This window comes from Mesorhizobium sp. B2-5-3 (assembly GCF_006441005.1).
In the GTDB taxonomy this organism is placed as follows: domain Bacteria; phylum Pseudomonadota; class Alphaproteobacteria; order Rhizobiales; family Rhizobiaceae; genus Mesorhizobium.
This window is the reverse complement of the sequence record NZ_VFUS01000005.1, coordinates 368,758-385,330: the sequence shown is the minus strand read 5'-3', so window position 1 is coordinate 385,330 and position 16,573 is coordinate 368,758. Positions and strand designations below refer to the sequence as shown.

Here is a 16,573-nt window from a genome sequence, read left to right as displayed (position 1 = left end):
CTAACGATGTTCTGGATCGCGCATTCTATCCGGCCCGAGCGGCGTTGCGCGCACGCATATGTTCGAGGATGTGCCGGCCGGAGCCCTCGACATGGCGAGCAACGAGTTCGGCCGCCTTGTCGGCATCTCCCGCCTTTACCAGCGCGATGAGCTCGCGGTGCTCGCGAATGATCGCGGCACGCCGGGCAAGCGTGAAATTGAAACGCCGGCTCACGGCTCGCAGCACTTCACGATGCTTCCACCAAAGCTCGGCGGCATGGCGGTTGTAATGCCGCTGGTACATCACGGTGTGGAAGGCGGTATCCAGCTCGCTGTGCCTGAACGTATCGGCGAAGTTGTTCTCTTCAATCAGGTCCTGGAGACGTTGGAGTTCGGCGATGTCCTCGCCGGTGGCCATATTCACAAACCATCGCGTCAGGGCCGGCTCGATCAGAACGCCGATCTCATAAATGTCGCGGACAAACTCTTGATCGATAGGCCGGACGCGCGCCCCGCGGTTGGGGAGAAAGGTGACAAAGCCTTCGCCGCGCAACAGCTGCAAGGCTTCGCGCACGGGGTTGGTCGAGGTGCCGTGGCGCCGGGCGAGATCAGTGACCACGAGCCGTTCGTTGGCGGCAAGCCGTCCCTCGATGATGTCTTCCCTGATCAGCTCATAAAGCGAGGCGCCCTCGCTGGACGCCCCTATGGGGTCAATCCCCACCGGTGGCTTGGCTTTGAAATCGTTTGGTTCGGCCAAGGCCGGCTCCCCTGGATTAATACACACCCTTTCCGATTAACACGCAAAGTTTCGATAAACAATGTACGATCTAACGCGTTGACAGGCAATTCATGATCTGAAAACGTACAAGGCTCCCGAACGGGTACACAGATACAAAGACGTCCTGCGATCAAACGAGCAAGACCGCTTTGCCTCGCCGCAAAGCGGCATGGGAGAACCAGGGAGGATACCTATGACGAGGATTATACTCGGCAGTGCGGTCCTGCGCGGCACTGTCGTCAGCGTTTTGGCGGCATCACTGATGTCCACATCGGCGCTGGGCGCAACGCCGGTCGACCTCAGCAAGTGGTCGCCGGAATATGTCCGCGCCATTGCGGGCACACAGGATTTCGACACGGCGGCCGATTGTGCCAAGGTCACCCCGCTGGACTACAAGGGGCGACTGACCTTCTGGTATCAGGGCGTGTTCGAGGGCGACCCCGACCTCCTGCGCCAGTACTACAAGGAATTCTTCGAAACCTTCCGCAAGACCTATCCAAACATCCAGCTCGAGGAGCAAGCCCTCACCTATAACGACCTTCTCGACAAGTTCCGCACCGCGCTCCTCGGCAATGCCGCGCCGATGGCGGTCCGCTTGCAAATCCTGGGTGGTACCGAATTCGCTTCAAAAGGCTATCTGCAGCCGCTGAAGCCCGAGGATGTGGGCTATTCGACCGAGGACTTCTGGCCCGGCGCCATGAAGGCCGTGACCTGGGACGGGGTGACCTACGGCATTCCAACCAACAACGAAACGATGGCGTTCATCTGGAACGCCGACATCTTCAAACGCGCCGGCCTCGATCCGGACAAGCCACCGGCAACCTGGGACGACGTCATCAAGTACTCCAAGCAGATCCACGACAAGCTCGGCATTGCCGGGTATGGCCTCGTGGCTCGCAAGAATGCCGGCAATACGCCGTATCGCTTCATGCCGCAGCTATGGGCCTATGGTGGCGGCGTCTTCGACGAAGCGGCGGCAAACCCGACCTATGAGCAGGTCGAGCTGAACAGCCCGCAGAGCAAGGCGGCGCTGCAGGCTTCCTACGACATGTATGTTCGCGACAAGTCGGTTCCGGTTTCGGCACTCACCAACCAGCAGGCCGATAACCAGCCCCTGTTCGTCGCCGGCCAACTCGGCATGATGATCTCGCACCCGTCCGACTACAATGTCATGCTCGACCTGCAGAAGAAGGCGACGGGCACCGACAAGGACAAGGCGCAGACCGTCATAGACAACATGCGCTACGGCCTGATCCCGGCCGGGCCCGACGGCAAGCGCGCGGTCGTGTTCGGCGGCTCGAACATCCACATCCTGAAGCCCGAATATGTCGAAGGCGGCAAGGTAGACGAGCCGGCGGCGAAGGCTATCATCTGCATGTGGACGAGCCCTGAATGGTCGCTGAAGATGGCCTATGCCGGATCGAATCCCGGCAACCTGAACGGCTTCAAGACCAAATGGATGAAGGAACGTCTGGACAACATCAAATTCCTCGATGTCACGACCTCGATGCTGCCATACGGCATCCCGTTCCCGGCGCTGCCGCAGGCCCCGGAGATCATGAACATCATCGTCCCGGACATGCTGCAGAATGCTCTGACCGGAGCGATGACCGTCGACCAGGCGGCGGACGACGCGGCCCAGAAGGTGAAAGACCTGATGGGCGGGCTCTAGCCTGCGCCTGACCCACGACCTAACCGGCTGCGCTGACAGCGCAGCCGGTTCGTTCCGAAGAAACAAGGGCATACCATCGTGACGATCGTGACCGGCAACGCCGAGGCGCGCCGAAAATTGCAACCCGGCAGGTCCGGTGCGCTGCGGAATATCTGGGAGCATCGCGCCGACTACGCGTACGTGCTGCCCGCGATCGCCGTGATGCTCATCGTCATCGCCTATCCGATCTACTACACGATCGAGCTGTCGTTCTATAAGACGCCGCCCGGCTTGCAGCTTCGTGACAAGACCTTCATCGGCTTCGACAACTACACGGCCATCCTCACCAGCGAGGTGTTCTGGAAAGTCACCTGGAACACGCTGATCTGGACATTCGGGTCCACCTTCATCTCCTTTGTCCTGGGGTTTGCCACTGCGCTGGCGCTCCACCGCGACTTTATCGGACGCGGTGTGCTGCGCGCTATCCTGATCATTCCCTGGGTCATCAGCGCGGTCGCCGCCTCCTATATCTGGAAGTGGATCTACCATTCGGATTTCGGCATCATCGGCGCAGTGCTGGTCGGCCTCGGATTGGCCGACCGACCGCCGAATTTCATCGACAACGTCAGCACGGTTCTCCCCTCGCTGATCGTCGTCAATATCTGGCGCGAGTTTCCGTTCGCCATGATCATGATGATGGCGGGCCTGCAGACAGTCCCCGAGCAGTTGCTGCTCGCCGCGAAAGTTGACGGAGCCAATGCCTGGCAGCGCTTCTGGCACGTCACCTTCCCGCATCTGCGCAACGTCTCGGTGGTGACGATCCTGCTGCTGGCAGTGGCCAACTTCAATTCCTTCATCATCCCCTGGATCATGACCGGCGGCGGGCCGTCGAACGCATCGCATATCTGGATCACCCATATTTACGAACTCGCCTTCGGCCGGCAGCGCTGGGGCGTGGCATCGGCCTATTCGGTGCTCCTGTTCATCATCCTGATGACGCTGGGCTACTTCTACGTCCGTGCGCTGAGCGGCAACGAGCGGAAGGAGGGCGGCGTATGAGCGCGATTGCCGAGACGGTCTCCCGAGGCCAGACCCGTCGCCGTATGCGCGTCGACGGATGGCGGTGGGCCGGGCGCATCTTCCTCGTTTTCATGCTGCTTTATACGGCGTTGCCGATGATCTGGATGCTGATCACCTCGATCAAATCGGGGTTCGCGGCGACGCAATTCCCGCCGCAATGGTGGCCGGACGAGCCGACCCTCGCCAGCTATCAGAAATTGCTCGATCCGCAGAACAGCGTCGGCCAGGACTTCCTCCGCTTCTTCTGGAACAGCCTGTTCGTGTCGACCGTCACGACAATCCTTTCCGTGATCGTGGCTGTCCCCGCGGCCTACGCTTTTTCGCGCTTCAGTTTCCCCGGACGGAACTTCCTGTTCTTCGCCGTTTTGCTGCGCAACATGTTCCCGGCAGTGATCTTTCTCGTGCCGCTCTTCATCCTGATGCGCGCGATCGGCCTGGTGAACACGCACGGCTCGCTCATTCTCACCTATCTGACCTTCGGGCTGCCGCTGGCGATCTGGCTGCTCAAGGGCTTCTACGACAACATCCCGGTGCAACTCGAGCAGGCGGCGCGCATCGACGGCGCAACGCGGTTCCAGGCCTTCATCCTGATCGTGATGCCGCTCTCGACGCCTGGGATCATCGCCACCGCGATCTATTCCTTCATCGGCGCGTGGAACGAATACATCTACGCCTACACCTTCCTTTCCAAGAACGAGCAATTGACGCTGCCGGTCGGCATCCAGCGCTTCTTCTCGGAAAACACGACGGACTTTCCGGGCCTGATGGCGGCCAGCTTCATGATGAGCGTGCCCGTCGTGGTGCTGTTCCTCGTCCTGCAACGATACTTCGTACGCGCCCTTACAGAAGGCGCGGTCAAGCATTAGGGAGTTGCCGATGGCCCACGTGGTCCTCAAAGATCTCGTCAAGACCTATGGCGGCTTCAAAGCTGTCAACGATGTTTCGCTGACGGTCAATGACGGCGAATTCGTTGCGCTGGTCGGCCCTTCAGGCTGCGGCAAGACAACCACGCTCAATCTCGTCGCGGGGCTGACCTCGATCACATCGGGCGACATCGTCATCGGAGACCGGGTGGTCAATGATCTCGACCCCAAGGACCGGGACATCGCAATGGTGTTCCAGAACTACGCGCTGTACCCGCAGAAATCGGTCTACAAGAACCTGGCGTTCCCGCTGCAGATGCGCAAACTCTCCAGGGACGAGATCGACAAGAAGGTCAGGGAAGCGGCGCGCGTTCTCGACATGACGCACCTGCTCGAGCGCAAACCGCGGGAACTTTCGGGCGGGCAGCAGCAGCGCGTCGCCCTTGGCCGTGCCCTCGTCCGCGACCCCGCTGTGTTCCTCATGGACGAGCCGCTCTCCAACCTCGACGCCAAACTGCGCGTGCAGATGCGATCCGAGATCAAGCGCTTCCACCAGGACCTCAAGGCAACGATCATCTACGTGACGCACGACCAGCTCGAAGCCGTGACCATGGCCGACAAGATGGCGGTGATGAATGGCGGCTATCTGCAGCAATACGATTCACCGGCGCAGGTCTTTGCCCATCCGGTCAACATGTTCGTCGCCAGCTTTATCGGCAGCCCGGCGATGAGTCTCATTCCGCTGGAGGCTTCGACGGCAAACGGCAGCACCGCGCTGACCAGCGCGGAAGGCTGGACGCTTGAGCTGTCGCAACTCAACGCGCGCAAGGTCCAGGGAGCGACCACCAAGAAGGTCGTGCTCGGCGCGCGGCACTCGACGATCAAGCTGCACAAAAGCGCGGTCCCGGGCGCCATTCCGGCCAAGGCCTATACGGTGGAGCCGACCGGAGACGTCACCTTCGTGCAAGCATTCCTGTCGGGCGCCATCGTCAACATCAGCGTGTCGCCCAACGTCGCCGTCAAACCTGATGAGCGGATCTGGCTCGAGTTCGACCAGGAGCGGATGCATCTGTTCGACGGCGAAACTGAAATGGCCCTCAAGGCCGATTGAGACAGGGGATGCGCGTGGAACGCGGGCGTGTATGACCAAGAACCTGAAGATCACCGCGATCAAGCCCTACCCGGTATGGGTGGGAACGCGCAACCAGATGCTCGTCAAGGTCGAGACCGACCAGGGTATCTTCGGCTGGGGCGAGAGCGGCTTGAGCGGTCGCGAGAAAGCCGTGGCGGGCGCGGTCGAGCACTATCGCGAGTTTCTCATCGGCCGCGACCCGATGCAGATCGGCCTGATCTGGCAGGAGGTTTACCGCAGTCAGTACTTCGAAGGAGGCCGGGTCCTGCAGGCGGCGATTTCCGCCATCGACATCGCCCTTCATGACATCAAAGGCAAGGCGCTGGGGGTGCCCGTCTACGAGCTGCTTGGCGGCAAGCAGCGCGACCGCGTGCCCACCTTCGCCTCGACCGGAGACGAGGCCGAGGGCGATATTGCGATCGAACGCGCCCGCGAACTGCGCGCGCAGGGCTGGCAGGCAATCCGCTTCTTCCCCATCGGACAAAGCAGCAAGGACGTCTTCGAGCCGCGTGAATCGATCGGCCCTACGGCGAGCATGCTGAACAAAGCGCGCGAGGCGCTGGGCGATGAGGTGGTGCTCGGCGTCGATTATCATCACCGGCTGTCGGTGGCCGAGGCGGCGAGCTTCTGCAGCAAGCTCGGCCGCGGCGTGCTTGATTTCCTCGAGGAGCCGATACGGGCCGAGACACCAGAGGCGTACGAGTCCCTTCGTACGATGACCGACATCCCCTTTGCCATCGGCGAGGAATTTGCCAGCAAGTGGCAGTTCCTGCCTTACATCGAGCGCGGCATCCACCAGTTCAACCGGCTCGATGTCTGCAATGTCGGCGGGCTCACCGAGGCGATGAAAGTCGCTGGCTGGAGCGAGGCGCACTATGTGGACCTGATGCCACACAATCCCCTTGGCCCGGTGTGCACGGCCGCAACCGTGCATCTCGCCGCCGCGGTGCCCAACTTTGCGTGGCTAGAAACCAGGATCCCCGAAAGGAAGCTGGGTTTCGACAATTCCGACTTTTTCCCCGTACAGCCAAGGCTCGACGGGCCCGATTATCCGGTCAGCGACCTGCCGGGGCTCGGCGTCGAGGTCAATGAAGCGGCGGTCCAGGCGCAGAGTTTCCGTTTCTGGGAAGCGCCACATCTCAAGCGCCGCGACGGCTCTGTCACCAACTGGTAATTCAATTTCAACCGGAGTCCGAAAATGACGCATACTCCCGATATCACGCGGCCGCCCAAGGACCTGATCGACGCGCTAAGGGAGATCGGCGCCGCCACGGTCGCGGGCACACTTGGCCATATGGGCTTTCGCAATCCGCACATGGTCGGCCCGGTGCCGCAGAACCATGGGAAGTCGATCGTCGGGCCGGCACTGACATTGCAGTTCATGCCGCAGAGACCGGACCTCTTCACCGAGGGAGAATATGCCGATCCGGAGACGCAACTTCACAGACATGTGCTCTACCATGCGCAGGAGGGCGACGTGGTCGTCGTCGACGCGCGCGGCGACATGAGCTCCGGTGTCTTCGGCGATATGATGTCGACCTATTTCAAGGGCAGAGGCGGTGCGGGCATTGTCATCGATGGGTGCATGCGCGACCGGCCCAATGTCGAAAAGCTCGACCTGCCTCTTTGGCTGCGCGGCTGGACGCCAAATTATCATGTGCAGACCAGCATCTATCCCAATGCGGTCAACGTTCCGATTGCCTGCGGCGGTGTCACGGTGATCCCCGGCGACATCATCGTCGCCGATGACGACGGGGTGGTGGTGCTTCCCGTCGCAATGGCCCCGAAGGTCATCGAAGAATCCCAGAAGCATCACGATTGGGAGGAATTCTCACGAATGAAACTCATGGGGGGCGCGCCGTTGCAACGCTACTATCCACTGCACCCAAGCGCGAACGACGAGTACGAGGCTTGGCGGAAAGCCAACGCCAAACCTTGATAGACAGGATGAACTGACAGTCGCCAGCGCGCGTCAGCCATTCCCCCTAATTTATCCTGGCGCCGCGCTGTGCGTCGAACAGGTGCGCCTTGCGCACCATCGTCTCCAGCCCGATCTCCTGATCAGGTTTGAATGGCGGCCGATCCCGGCTCTCCGCCCGCTCGTTGACCTAAGCTGGGTTTAATCCCTGGCCACTCCAGACCTGTCCCTGCCGAAAGCTGGCGGCTTTTGCATCGGGAGATACCTGACCGCGCTGGTGGCGACACATTACCGTAACGGAAGCGGTCCTATCATTCATTCGGTGATTTTGGGCGGGGGCCGGGATCGTCGGCCGGGACCGTCAAGATTAGGGGACCTGATATGGCCACGCAGCTTTGTCACATAGAGACAGCATTCTCGGGAGCGGGCTCGGCAATGGCTCCAAAGTTCGCGGAATCATGCGCTTGGGCGAATGCACGAGGCGTAACAATCTATCAGCGTTCAAAAACGGTATGGATCGCGGCCGGCGGCTATCGAGGCCGCGATTTGAAAGTAAAGGGACGGTCGCCTGCCACCGCGCTCGCACTATGGATTGAGGCTGTCCAGTACAGAGGTTCTACATGAGGCTGACCAACGAGGCGTCCAAGGCACGCAAGGAGATCAGCATCCATCGTATCGCCGCCCTGATACCAGCTTAGGATATCGCAGGCCGTCGCCGAAAATCGATCCCCGGCCGAGCTTTGTCCATGCGATCAGCCCGGCCGCTTTGGTCGAGCTGGTTCATCATGAGCCCGCGAGCGCCAGCATGACGCTCGCCCCAAGTGCGGAACGCACCTGGCTCAACATCAAGCGGACGCCCGGAGCTGAAAATTTTACGCGGCCGCGCCTGGCGCCGCGGCTCCGGTCGCGTAAAAATGCTTCTGTCGAAGCTCGAATCAACTCCGCCATCATGTTTTCTCCAGAAGAAACGCCCATATAAAAGCAGGTTGGCGGGCCGTTGCCATTCGGGCAGACACCGCTGGCGTTGCGGCGGTGATCCGAACCCGCCAAAACGGATGGCGCGCCCTGCCGGACGGTTTGATATCGCGGTCAACACGTAGGGAGAAACACGCGATCGGGTTGCGCTCGGCATGTGTTGATGGTTTGTTGCCGGTCAGCGGAGAACGAGTGATGCGAGAATCCATCGGTCAAGACGAATACGGGTCGACCAGCCCCTTCGATCCGGATGACCTGCCGAATTTGAATGCGATCGGTCCGGCGATGGGCAGCGGCAATGACTTCGAGAGATACGCGGTCGCCGTCATAATCGTGTTCGGCGCCCTGATCATAGGCGGGCTGATGGCCGCGTCGATGACCTTCGGCCACCGCAACGGTTTCCTGTTCGCGCTCGGCGGCGCCACATCGGCCTGGATATCGGGAAACGCGCTTCTGCTCGACCGGCCGCGCATCTACGCACTGTTCGTCGGCATCGCGGCCCTGATGCTGATCGCATCCACCGTCACGCTGATTTCGTGACGGCTTGATCGTCAATTAAAGCGGTCGTTTCACGGAAACCCAGACCGCCCTGTCTTTCGTTTTCGATGCGATTGCGGACGCGGGTTCACGCGCTTGCGGAGTGCGCCAGTCCCATCAATAGCCGAGCGCCTCGCCGGAAGCGGCGCGGCTGTCGATGGCGCCATTGTAGCGGGCGCCGCCACCCTTCCCAATTTCCGCCAGGCTCTTGCCGCCGACCAGTATGCCCGCTGCCTGACCCCAGGTCTTGTCGCTGAGATCGAGATGATAACCCATGCCGGCCAGCAACCTTTCGGTGTCCGGCGACAGTCCGAACGGCTCGATATAGACCGTGTCGGGCAGCCATTGATGATGGATGCGCGGCGCGTCGATCGCCTCCTGGATGTTCATGCCGTGGTCGATGACGTTGACGATGGCTTCCAGCGTAATGGTGATGATGCGCGAACCGCCGGGGCTGCCGATGACCATGAACGGCTTGCCGTCCTTGGCCACCACGGTCGGGCTCATCGACGACAGCGGCGTCTTCTTCGGCTGGATGGCGTTGGCCTCGCCCTGGACCAGGCCGTAGAGGTTGGGCACGCCGGGCTTCTGGGTGAAATCGTCCATCTCGTTGTTGAGCAGGATACCGGTTCCGTCGGCGACGACGCCGGCGCCAAACGAGCCGTTGAGCGTGTAGGTGACCGCGACCGCGTTGCCGTCCTTGTCGATGATCGAATAATGCGTCGTCTCCTTGCTCTCGCCGAACCCCTTCGGCATCAGGTCCTGAGAGACGCCGGCCCGGAACGGATCGATCTTGTCGCGGATATCCTTGGCGTAGGCCTTGTCCAGCAGCTTCGAGACCGGATTGTCGACGAAATCGGGATCTCCGAGCGCCGAATTGCGGTCGACATAGGCGTGGCGCATGGCTTCGACCATGACATGCACGGTCTCGGCCGAACCGGCGCCAAGATAGGACAGCGGATAGCCTTCCAGCACGTTGAGGATTTCACAGATGATGACGCCGCCGGAGCTGGGCGGCGGCGAGGAAATGATCTCGTAGCCGCGATAGGAACAGGTCACCGGCTTGAGCTCGCGCACCGCATATTGTTCGAAATCGCCCTTGGCCAGGATACCGCCCTTGGCGCCGCTTGCCTTGACGATGGCATCGGCGATGGCGCCCTTGTAGAAGGCGTCGGGGCCTTTTTCGGAAATCGCCGAGAGCGACGCGGCTAGGTCGGGTTGGACCAGCCGCTCGCCGATGCCATAGGGCTTGCCATCCGGCTTCAGGAATATGGCCGCCGCAGCGGGATCCTTCGCCAGCCTGTCGGCACCTCCGGCAAACGAGGCGGCGTCACCCTGATTGAGGATGAACCCGTCCTTGGCATAGCGAATGGCCGGCGCCATGAGGTCCTGCCGGGACAAGGTGCCGTATTTTTCGCGCGCCATCTCGAAACCGGCGACGGAGCCCGGCACGCCGACGGCGAGGTAGCCGTCGAGGCTGGCGCCTTTCACCGGTTTGCCGTCCTTGTCGAGATACATGGTCTTGGTCGCGGCCAGCGGCGCACGTTCGCGGAAATCGAGGAAGGTCGACTTGCCGTCCTTGAAGCGGACGGTCATGAAGCCGCCGCCGCCGATATTGCCGGCATTGGGATAGACGACGGCGAGCGCATAACCAACGGCGACCGCCGCATCGACGGCGTTGCCGCCCTTCTTCAGGACTTCGACGCCCACCTCCGACGCCAGATGCTGCGCGGTGACAACCATGCCGTTCTCGCCTTTGGCAGGCGCTGGCGAGGCGGCGAAGGCGGCCGCCCATGGCGCGAAAGCGATTGTGAAGGAGAGGCTGACGGCGATCAGCGTGCGGCGAGTGATATGCATGGCGAGGCTCCTGGCGGGGGACGCCTAGGAAACCGTGTTGGGGTGATCGAGTCCACTAACAATTGAGGGAGCACGAGAAAGAGCCCCACCCGGATTGCCATCCGACCTCTTCCCTAGTCTAGTGGAGAGGAGGCTGTCAGCGCTCGCGCCAGTCTCTTCTCCCCAGCGGGGAGAAGGTGGCCGCGAAGCGACCGGATGAGGGGCGGGCTCGGCCTCAGACAATGCCACCGCTGCCGCCGGCAACGGCCGGGCGTTCCGCCGCGACCTTGGCGCGGTAGCCTGCCGCCCGGTAAGCGGCGACCGGATCGATGGCGCCGCCGGTGTTCAGCCGCGCCATGGCCAAGATCGGCTCGACATCGGTGCGGTAGGCTGATTTTAGCGTCTGCGTTGCCATCAGCGCGTCATTGCCGTCCTGAAAACCTTCAAGCGCCTTGCGGTCGACCAGCAGCGCCTGCGCGTAGGCGCGCTGCACCTCGACCGCGGACAGCATCAGGCTCTCGATCGGATCGGTGACGTTGTGGCTCTGGTCGAGCATATGCGCCGGATCGAAGCCGTCGGCGCCGGACAGTTCGGCGTCGACCAGTTCGTTGAAGACCAGGAACAGCCGGTAGGGGTCGATCGAACCGGCATCGAGGTCGTCGTCGCCATATTTCGAATCGTTGAAGTGGAAGCCGCCGAGTTTCCTGAACTGGATCAGCCGCGACACGATCATCTCGATGTTGACGTTGGGCGCGTGGTGGCCTAGGTCGACCAGGCAGAACGCCTTGTCGCCGAGTTCCTTGGCAATAATGTAATTGGTGCCCCAATCCTGCACGACGGTGGAATAGAAGGCAGGCTCGTATATCTTGTGTTCGGTGAACAGCTTCCAGTCAGCGGGCAGCCCGACATAGACCTCTTTCATGGCATGGAGATAGCGCTCGAACGCCTTGGCGAAGTTGACCTGGCCGGGGAAGTTCGAGCCGTCGCCGATCCACACCGTCAGCGCCTTCGACCCAAGCGTCTTGCCGATCTCGATGCATTCGAGATTGTGCTCGACCGCTTGCCGGCGCGTTCCGGCATCGGCATGCGAGAGCGAGCCGAATTTGTAGGACAGCTTTTGGTCCCTGGCGTCGGAGAACGTATTGGAGTTCATGGCGTCGAAGCCGAGGCCGAAACGCGAGGCCGCCTGCTTCAGCCGGTTCGGGTCGGCCTTGTCCCAGGGAATGTGCAGCGACACCGTCGGTGTCGCCTGCGTCAATTGCTTGATGACGGCGCAATCCTCGATCTTGTCGAAGATGTCGCGCGGTTCGCCGGCGCCGGGGAAACGGGCAAAGCGCGTGCCGCCGGTACCGACACCCCAGGAGGGGATCGCCACCGCGAATTTCTCGACCTTGTCTCGGATCGCGTCGATGGCGATGCCGCGACGGTCGAGCCGTTCGCCGAGCGAGGCGTAGTCACGCTCGAGGTCGGCCTTGCGCGCGGCGTTGTTTTTTTCGACGACGTCAGCCGAGATGATGGTTTCGGACACTGCTGTTCCTCCCAGATTTCGTTCGGCTGGCGCTGCCCCTCATCCGCCTGCCGGCACCTTCTCCCCGTGAACGGGGAGAAGGAAGGCCTAGCGCGTAAAGCTTTGCGCGTTACCGGCGTCGACATTGACGATGTTGCCGGTCGACTTGGCCGACATGTCGGAGGCGAAGAAATAGATCGCTTCGGCGATGTCCTCGGGAAACACCGAGCGCTTCAGCATCGAGCGCGAGCGGTAATGTTCCTCAAGGTCGTCGGTCGACATCTTGTAGGCGGCGGCGCGCTGTTCCTTCCACTCGCCGGACCAGATCTTGGAGCCGCGCAGTACGGCGTCCGGATTGACGACGTTGACCCTGATCTGCGCCTCCGCGCCCTCCAGCGCCAGGCAGCGGGCGAGATGGATCTCGGCGGCCTTGGCGGTGCAATAGGCGGCGGCGTTCGGCGAGGCGGCAAGGCCGTTCTTGGAGGCGACGAAAACGACGTTGCCGCCAATCTTTTGCACCCTAAACAGCCGGAACGCTTCCCGCGACACCAGGAAATAGCCCGTCGACAGGATGTCCATGTTCTTGTTCCACAGCGCCAGCGTCGTGTCCTCGATCGGCGCCGAGGAGGCGAGGCCGGCGTTGGAGACCAGAATATCGGTGCCGCCGAACTCGACCGCCGTTTCGGCAAAGCCGGCGACGACCTGATCCTCCGACGTGACGTTGATGACCACGGGGCGGACAAAATCCTTGCCATAGGCCTTGGCCAGTTCGTCGTTGGCGCTGGCAAGTGCTGTCTCGTCGATGTCGGCGAGCACCACGCAGGCGCCTTCGCGCAGCAGCCGGCTCGCCGTCGCGCGGCCGATGCCGCCCGCGCCGCCAGTGACGAGCGCGATCTTGCCGGCAAGAGCCTTGGGCTTCGGCATGCGCTGCAGCTTCAGATCCTCGAGCAGCCAGTATTCGATGTCGAAGGCTTCCTGCGCAGGCAGGCCGACATAGGAGGAGACGGTCGAGGCGCCGCGCATGACGTTGATGGCGTTGACGTAGAACTCCCCCGAAATGCGCGCCGTGGCCTTGTCGCCGGCGAAGGTGAACATGCCGACGCCGGGCATCAGATAGACGACGGCGTTGGGATCGCGGATGGCGGGCGAGTCCGCATGCTTGCAGCTGTCATAATAGGCCTGGTAGCCGACGCGGTATTCGGCAATGTCGTCGGCCAGCCGCGCGATGACGGCATCGACATCGGGCTTGGCCGGATCGAACTCGATGACCAGCGGCCGGATCTTGGTGCGCAGGAAATGGTCCGGGCATGAGGTGCCGAGTGCCGCCAGCGGGCGCAGATCCCTGGAATTGACGAATTCGAGCACGGCGGCGGAATCGTCGAAATGGCCGAGCTTATGACTCTTTTCCGAGATGAGGCCGCGGATCCTCGGCATCAGCTTCGCGGCGATGGCGCGGCGTTCGGCGGCGTCGAGCGACTTGACCGCTTCGCCACCGAAAATGGCGACGCCCTCGGAACGCCGCTCGAACCACTCGATCGCCTGGTTGATCACCGAGATCGTCGTTTCGTAGCATTCCTTCGGGCTGTCGCCCCAGGTGAACAGGCCGTGGCTTTCCAGGATCACGCCCTTGGCGGCTGGATGGTCGAGGCAGAGTTTCTCCAGCCACAGGCCAAGTTCGAAGCCCGGCCGCTTCCACGGCAGCCAGCCTATGGCGTCGCCGAAGATTTCCTTCGTCAAGGCCTTGGAATCTTTGGCGGCAGCGATGGCGATGATGGCGTCGGGATGCATGTGATCGACATAGGGCTTCGGCACGTAGGCATGCAGCGGCGTGTCGATCGAGGCCGCGCGCGGATTGAGATTGAAGGTGCAATGGGGTAGATAACCCACCATCTCGTCTTCATGCTCGACGCCGCGATAAAGGCCTTTGAGGGCTCGCAATTTGTCCATGTAGAGCGTGGCAAAACCATCGAGCTTGATCGAAGCGCTGTCGCCGCCGGAGCCCTTCACCCACAGCACTTCCACGTCCTGTCCGGTGAGCGGATCCTGTTGCCGGATTTTCGACGATGTGTTGCCGCCGCCGTAATTGGTGACACGCTTGTCGGAGCCGAGCGTGTTCGAACGATAGACCAGAAGCTCGGGATCGCTCATCCCCCTTACCTTCGCATCATCCCAAAGATTGGCGAGGCGCGAGCCGGAGCGCTTGTCGAGCATGGATAATCCTCCCTTGAAGCGCGGACGGTGCGCTCCTCTTTTCGTCGGGAATGTCTACGCAAGGCGTGGCTTTGTCAATCACAAACGATCAACATCAATCATATTGCACTGCACAATGAAATTATATGATCGGAAATGATTGACACTGCGCGATTTCTAATGCCACATGGCCATGCAGGGAGGAACCATGCACGAAAAAGAGCGCCACAGGATCATTCTGTCCGCCGTCCAGGAAAAGCCTGTGGTGACGGTGCAGGAAATGGTCGACCTGACGGAGTCTTCCGAGGCGACGATCCGGCGCGATATCGCGGCCCTGCACGTGCAAAAGCGACTGCGCCGGGTGCGCGGCGGCGCCGAGGCGATCACGCCGCCACAGTTCATCGGCCTTGCCGGCACGCCTTTTTCCGTCAACGAGACGCTCAATGCCGCGCAGAAGTGGGCGATAGCGCGGGAAGCGGTGGAACTCTGCAAGGACGGCGAGCCGATCATCATCAACGGCGGCACCACCACCTTCCAGATGGTGCATTTCCTGACCGGCCGCCGCATGCCGATCTTCACCAATTCCTTCCCGATCGCCGAAAGCCTGCTCAAGCACTCCAAGAACACGGTGATGCTGTCCGGCGGCACCATCTACCGCGAGCAGAACATCATCCTGTCGCCCTTCGACAATGACGTGACGCGCAATTTCTACGCGCGCCGCATGTTCATGGGCGCCCAGGGGCTCGGGCCGCTCGGCCTGATGGAAGGCGATCCGCTCTTGATCCAGGCGGAACAGAAGCTGATCGATCAGGCCGACGAGTTGGTGGTGCTGGTCGATTCCTCGAAATTCCGCAAACGCTCCAGCCTGATCCTGTGCGGCCTGTCGCGCATCGCCACCGTCATCACCGACGACGGCATCGAGGACCGCGAGGCAAAGATGCTCGAAACAGCGGGGGTAACGCTGATCGTCGCCCGCAAGTCGGCAAAGGAAGAATCTTCGCTGCAAGCCTGAGACACCCTCACGCCCGCAGCGGCGATGGAATGCAACGCTCAAGGGAGGAATATTCGATGAGCTTTCTGAAGAAACTGATGGTTACGGCGGCCTTTTCCGCCGCCATGGTCGTGAATGCCGCCCATGCCGAGAACGTCAAGATCGCGCTGGTGGTGAAGTCGCTCGGCAACGGCTTCTTCGACGCCGCCAACAAGGGCGCCGAAGAGGCGGCCAAGGAACTGGGCGATGTCGACATCATCTACACCGGCCCGACCAAGGCGACCGCCGAAGCGCAAATCGAGGTGGTCAATTCACTGATCGCGCAAAAGGTCAACGCCATCGCCATCTCGGCCAATGATGCCGACGCGCTGGTGCCGGTGCTGAAGAAGGCCATGGAGCGCGGCATCACCGTCATCTCCTGGGATTCGGGCGTCGCCAAGGAAGGCCGCCAGCTTCACCTCAACCCGTCCGATACCGGCCTGATCGGCGAGACCATCATCAAGCTCGCCGCCGACTATTTGCCTGAGGGCGGCGACGTCGCCATCCTGTCGGCCTCCTCGACCGCGACCAACCAGAACGCCTGGATCGACGCGGCCAAGAAGGTGCTGCCGGAGAAATTTCCGAAGATCAAGCTCGTCGCTACCGTCTATGGCGATGACGACTCGGCCAAGAGCACCGACGAAGCCAAGGGCCTCTTGAAGTCCTATCCGAACCTGAAGGCGATCATCGCGCCGACCACCGTCGGCGTCGTCGCCGCTGCCCAGGTCGTCACCGATGAGAAGCTGATCGGCAAGGTCAACGTCACTGGCCTCGCGCTGCCGTCGGAGTTCAAGAAGTTCATCGACAACGGCGCTTCACAGGCCGTGGCTCTTTGGAACCCGATCGACCTCGGTTACTCCGCCGTCTACCTCGCCCACGATCTGGCGGTGAAGAAGGAAGAGGCCAAGCCCGGCGCGACGCTGTCGATCGGCCGCGTCGGCAAGGTGACGCTCGACGACACCAATTCGGCTGCGATGGCTCCGCCCTTCCAGTTCGACAAGACCAACATCGAGAAGTTCTCCAAGATCTACTGATCCGGAGCTTCAAGCTGACGCGGCGGGGTTCACGCCCCGCCGCAACTTCAAACGCACCTTGTT

Annotated in this window: 13 protein-coding genes; 9 read left to right on the top strand and 4 right to left on the bottom strand. The window is 61.7% G+C overall.

Going from position 1 to position 16,573, the window contains the following annotated elements; translation table 11 throughout:
* Positions 1–25: 25 nt before the first annotated feature.
* Complete coding sequence (locus tag FJ867_RS14710; RefSeq protein WP_140524027.1) at positions 26–736, bottom strand: GntR family transcriptional regulator; 711 nt, start codon at positions 734–736, stop codon at positions 26–28.
* 214 nt (positions 737–950) lie between these two features.
* Between FJ867_RS14710 and FJ867_RS14705 the strand changes: the two genes are divergently transcribed.
* The 7 genes from FJ867_RS14705 to FJ867_RS14675 all read left to right on the top strand — a co-directional run bounded on the left by FJ867_RS14705 (position 951) and on the right by FJ867_RS14675 (position 8,916).
* The gene (locus FJ867_RS14705; RefSeq protein WP_140580360.1) at positions 951–2,429 is read left to right on the top strand and encodes a sugar ABC transporter substrate-binding protein; all 1,479 of its coding nucleotides are present in this window, start codon (positions 951–953) and stop codon (positions 2,427–2,429) included.
* Between the two features lie 78 nt (positions 2,430–2,507).
* Positions 2,508–3,467: a sugar ABC transporter permease gene (locus tag FJ867_RS14700; protein ID WP_140817739.1), complete on the top strand. Its 960-nt coding sequence runs from the start codon at positions 2,508–2,510 to the stop codon at positions 3,465–3,467.
* Positions 3,464–4,354, top strand: a complete 891-nt coding sequence (locus tag FJ867_RS14695; protein WP_140496543.1) for a carbohydrate ABC transporter permease — start codon at positions 3,464–3,466, stop codon at positions 4,352–4,354. The genes FJ867_RS14700 and FJ867_RS14695 overlap by 4 nt, the downstream gene beginning before the upstream one ends.
* A 10-nt stretch (positions 4,355–4,364) precedes the next feature.
* On the top strand, positions 4,365–5,462 hold the full coding sequence (locus FJ867_RS14690) for an ABC transporter ATP-binding protein (RefSeq protein ID WP_140496545.1): 1,098 nt from the start codon (positions 4,365–4,367) through the stop codon (positions 5,460–5,462).
* A gap of 31 nt (positions 5,463–5,493) precedes the next feature.
* On the top strand, positions 5,494–6,657 hold the full coding sequence (locus FJ867_RS14685; protein WP_140685005.1) for a mandelate racemase/muconate lactonizing enzyme family protein: 1,164 nt from the start codon (positions 5,494–5,496) through the stop codon (positions 6,655–6,657).
* A 24-nt stretch (positions 6,658–6,681) separates the two neighbouring features.
* Positions 6,682–7,422, top strand: coding sequence for a ribonuclease activity regulator RraA (locus FJ867_RS14680; RefSeq protein WP_140496549.1), 741 nt, complete (start codon positions 6,682–6,684; stop codon positions 7,420–7,422).
* A gap of 1,149 nt (positions 7,423–8,571) precedes the next feature.
* Positions 8,572–8,916 carry a hypothetical protein gene (locus FJ867_RS14675; protein ID WP_140496551.1) on the top strand — a complete coding sequence of 115 codons (345 nt, stop codon included), beginning with the start codon at positions 8,572–8,574 and terminating at the stop codon, positions 8,914–8,916.
* Between the two features lie 114 nt (positions 8,917–9,030).
* On the opposite strand, the gene ggt is transcribed toward FJ867_RS14675, so the two are convergent.
* The 3 genes from ggt to FJ867_RS14660 all read right to left on the bottom strand — a co-directional run bounded on the left by ggt (position 9,031) and on the right by FJ867_RS14660 (position 14,467).
* Positions 9,031–10,770: a gamma-glutamyltransferase gene (gene ggt, locus FJ867_RS14670; RefSeq protein ID WP_140496553.1), complete on the bottom strand. Its 1,740-nt coding sequence runs from the start codon at positions 10,768–10,770 to the stop codon at positions 9,031–9,033.
* A gap of 214 nt (positions 10,771–10,984) precedes the next feature.
* Positions 10,985–12,277, bottom strand: a complete 1,293-nt coding sequence (gene rhaI, locus FJ867_RS14665; protein ID WP_140629507.1) for an L-rhamnose catabolism isomerase — start codon at positions 12,275–12,277, stop codon at positions 10,985–10,987.
* Positions 12,278–12,364: 87 nt separating this feature from the next.
* The gene (locus tag FJ867_RS14660; RefSeq protein WP_140817737.1) at positions 12,365–14,467 is read right to left on the bottom strand and encodes a bifunctional rhamnulose-1-phosphate aldolase/short-chain dehydrogenase; all 2,103 of its coding nucleotides are present in this window, start codon (positions 14,465–14,467) and stop codon (positions 12,365–12,367) included.
* Positions 14,468–14,654: 187 nt separating this feature from the next.
* Between FJ867_RS14660 and FJ867_RS14655 the strand changes: the two genes are divergently transcribed.
* Positions 14,655–15,458 carry a DeoR/GlpR family DNA-binding transcription regulator gene (locus FJ867_RS14655; protein ID WP_140817735.1) on the top strand — a complete coding sequence of 268 codons (804 nt, stop codon included), beginning with the start codon at positions 14,655–14,657 and terminating at the stop codon, positions 15,456–15,458.
* A 56-nt stretch (positions 15,459–15,514) separates the two neighbouring features.
* Positions 15,515–16,510, top strand: a complete 996-nt coding sequence (gene rhaS, locus FJ867_RS14650; RefSeq protein WP_140513297.1) for a rhamnose ABC transporter substrate-binding protein — start codon at positions 15,515–15,517, stop codon at positions 16,508–16,510.
* The last annotated feature ends 63 nt before the right edge of the window (positions 16,511–16,573 follow it).

Excerpts from the sequence above, each read along its gene's own strand:
- FJ867_RS14695 (WP_140496543.1), top strand. The coding sequence starts at position 3,464 with ATGAGCGCGATTGCCGAGACGGTCTCCCGAGGCCAGACCCGTCGCCGT.
- FJ867_RS14705 (WP_140580360.1), top strand. The coding sequence starts at position 951 with ATGACGAGGATTATACTCGGCAGTGCGGTCCTGCGCGGCACTGTCGTC.
- FJ867_RS14655 (WP_140817735.1), top strand. The coding sequence starts at position 14,655 with ATGCACGAAAAAGAGCGCCACAGGATCATTCTGTCCGCCGTCCAGGAA.
- rhaS (WP_140513297.1), top strand. The coding sequence starts at position 15,515 with ATGAGCTTTCTGAAGAAACTGATGGTTACGGCGGCCTTTTCCGCCGCC.
- ggt (WP_140496553.1), bottom strand. The coding sequence starts at position 10,770 with ATGCATATCACTCGCCGCACGCTGATCGCCGTCAGCCTCTCCTTCACA.
- FJ867_RS14690 (WP_140496545.1), top strand. The coding sequence starts at position 4,365 with ATGGCCCACGTGGTCCTCAAAGATCTCGTCAAGACCTATGGCGGCTTC.
- FJ867_RS14675 (WP_140496551.1), top strand. The coding sequence starts at position 8,572 with ATGCGAGAATCCATCGGTCAAGACGAATACGGGTCGACCAGCCCCTTC.
- FJ867_RS14685 (WP_140685005.1), top strand. The coding sequence starts at position 5,494 with ATGACCAAGAACCTGAAGATCACCGCGATCAAGCCCTACCCGGTATGG.
- FJ867_RS14680 (WP_140496549.1), top strand. The coding sequence starts at position 6,682 with ATGACGCATACTCCCGATATCACGCGGCCGCCCAAGGACCTGATCGAC.
- FJ867_RS14660 (WP_140817737.1), bottom strand. The coding sequence starts at position 14,467 with ATGCTCGACAAGCGCTCCGGCTCGCGCCTCGCCAATCTTTGGGATGAT.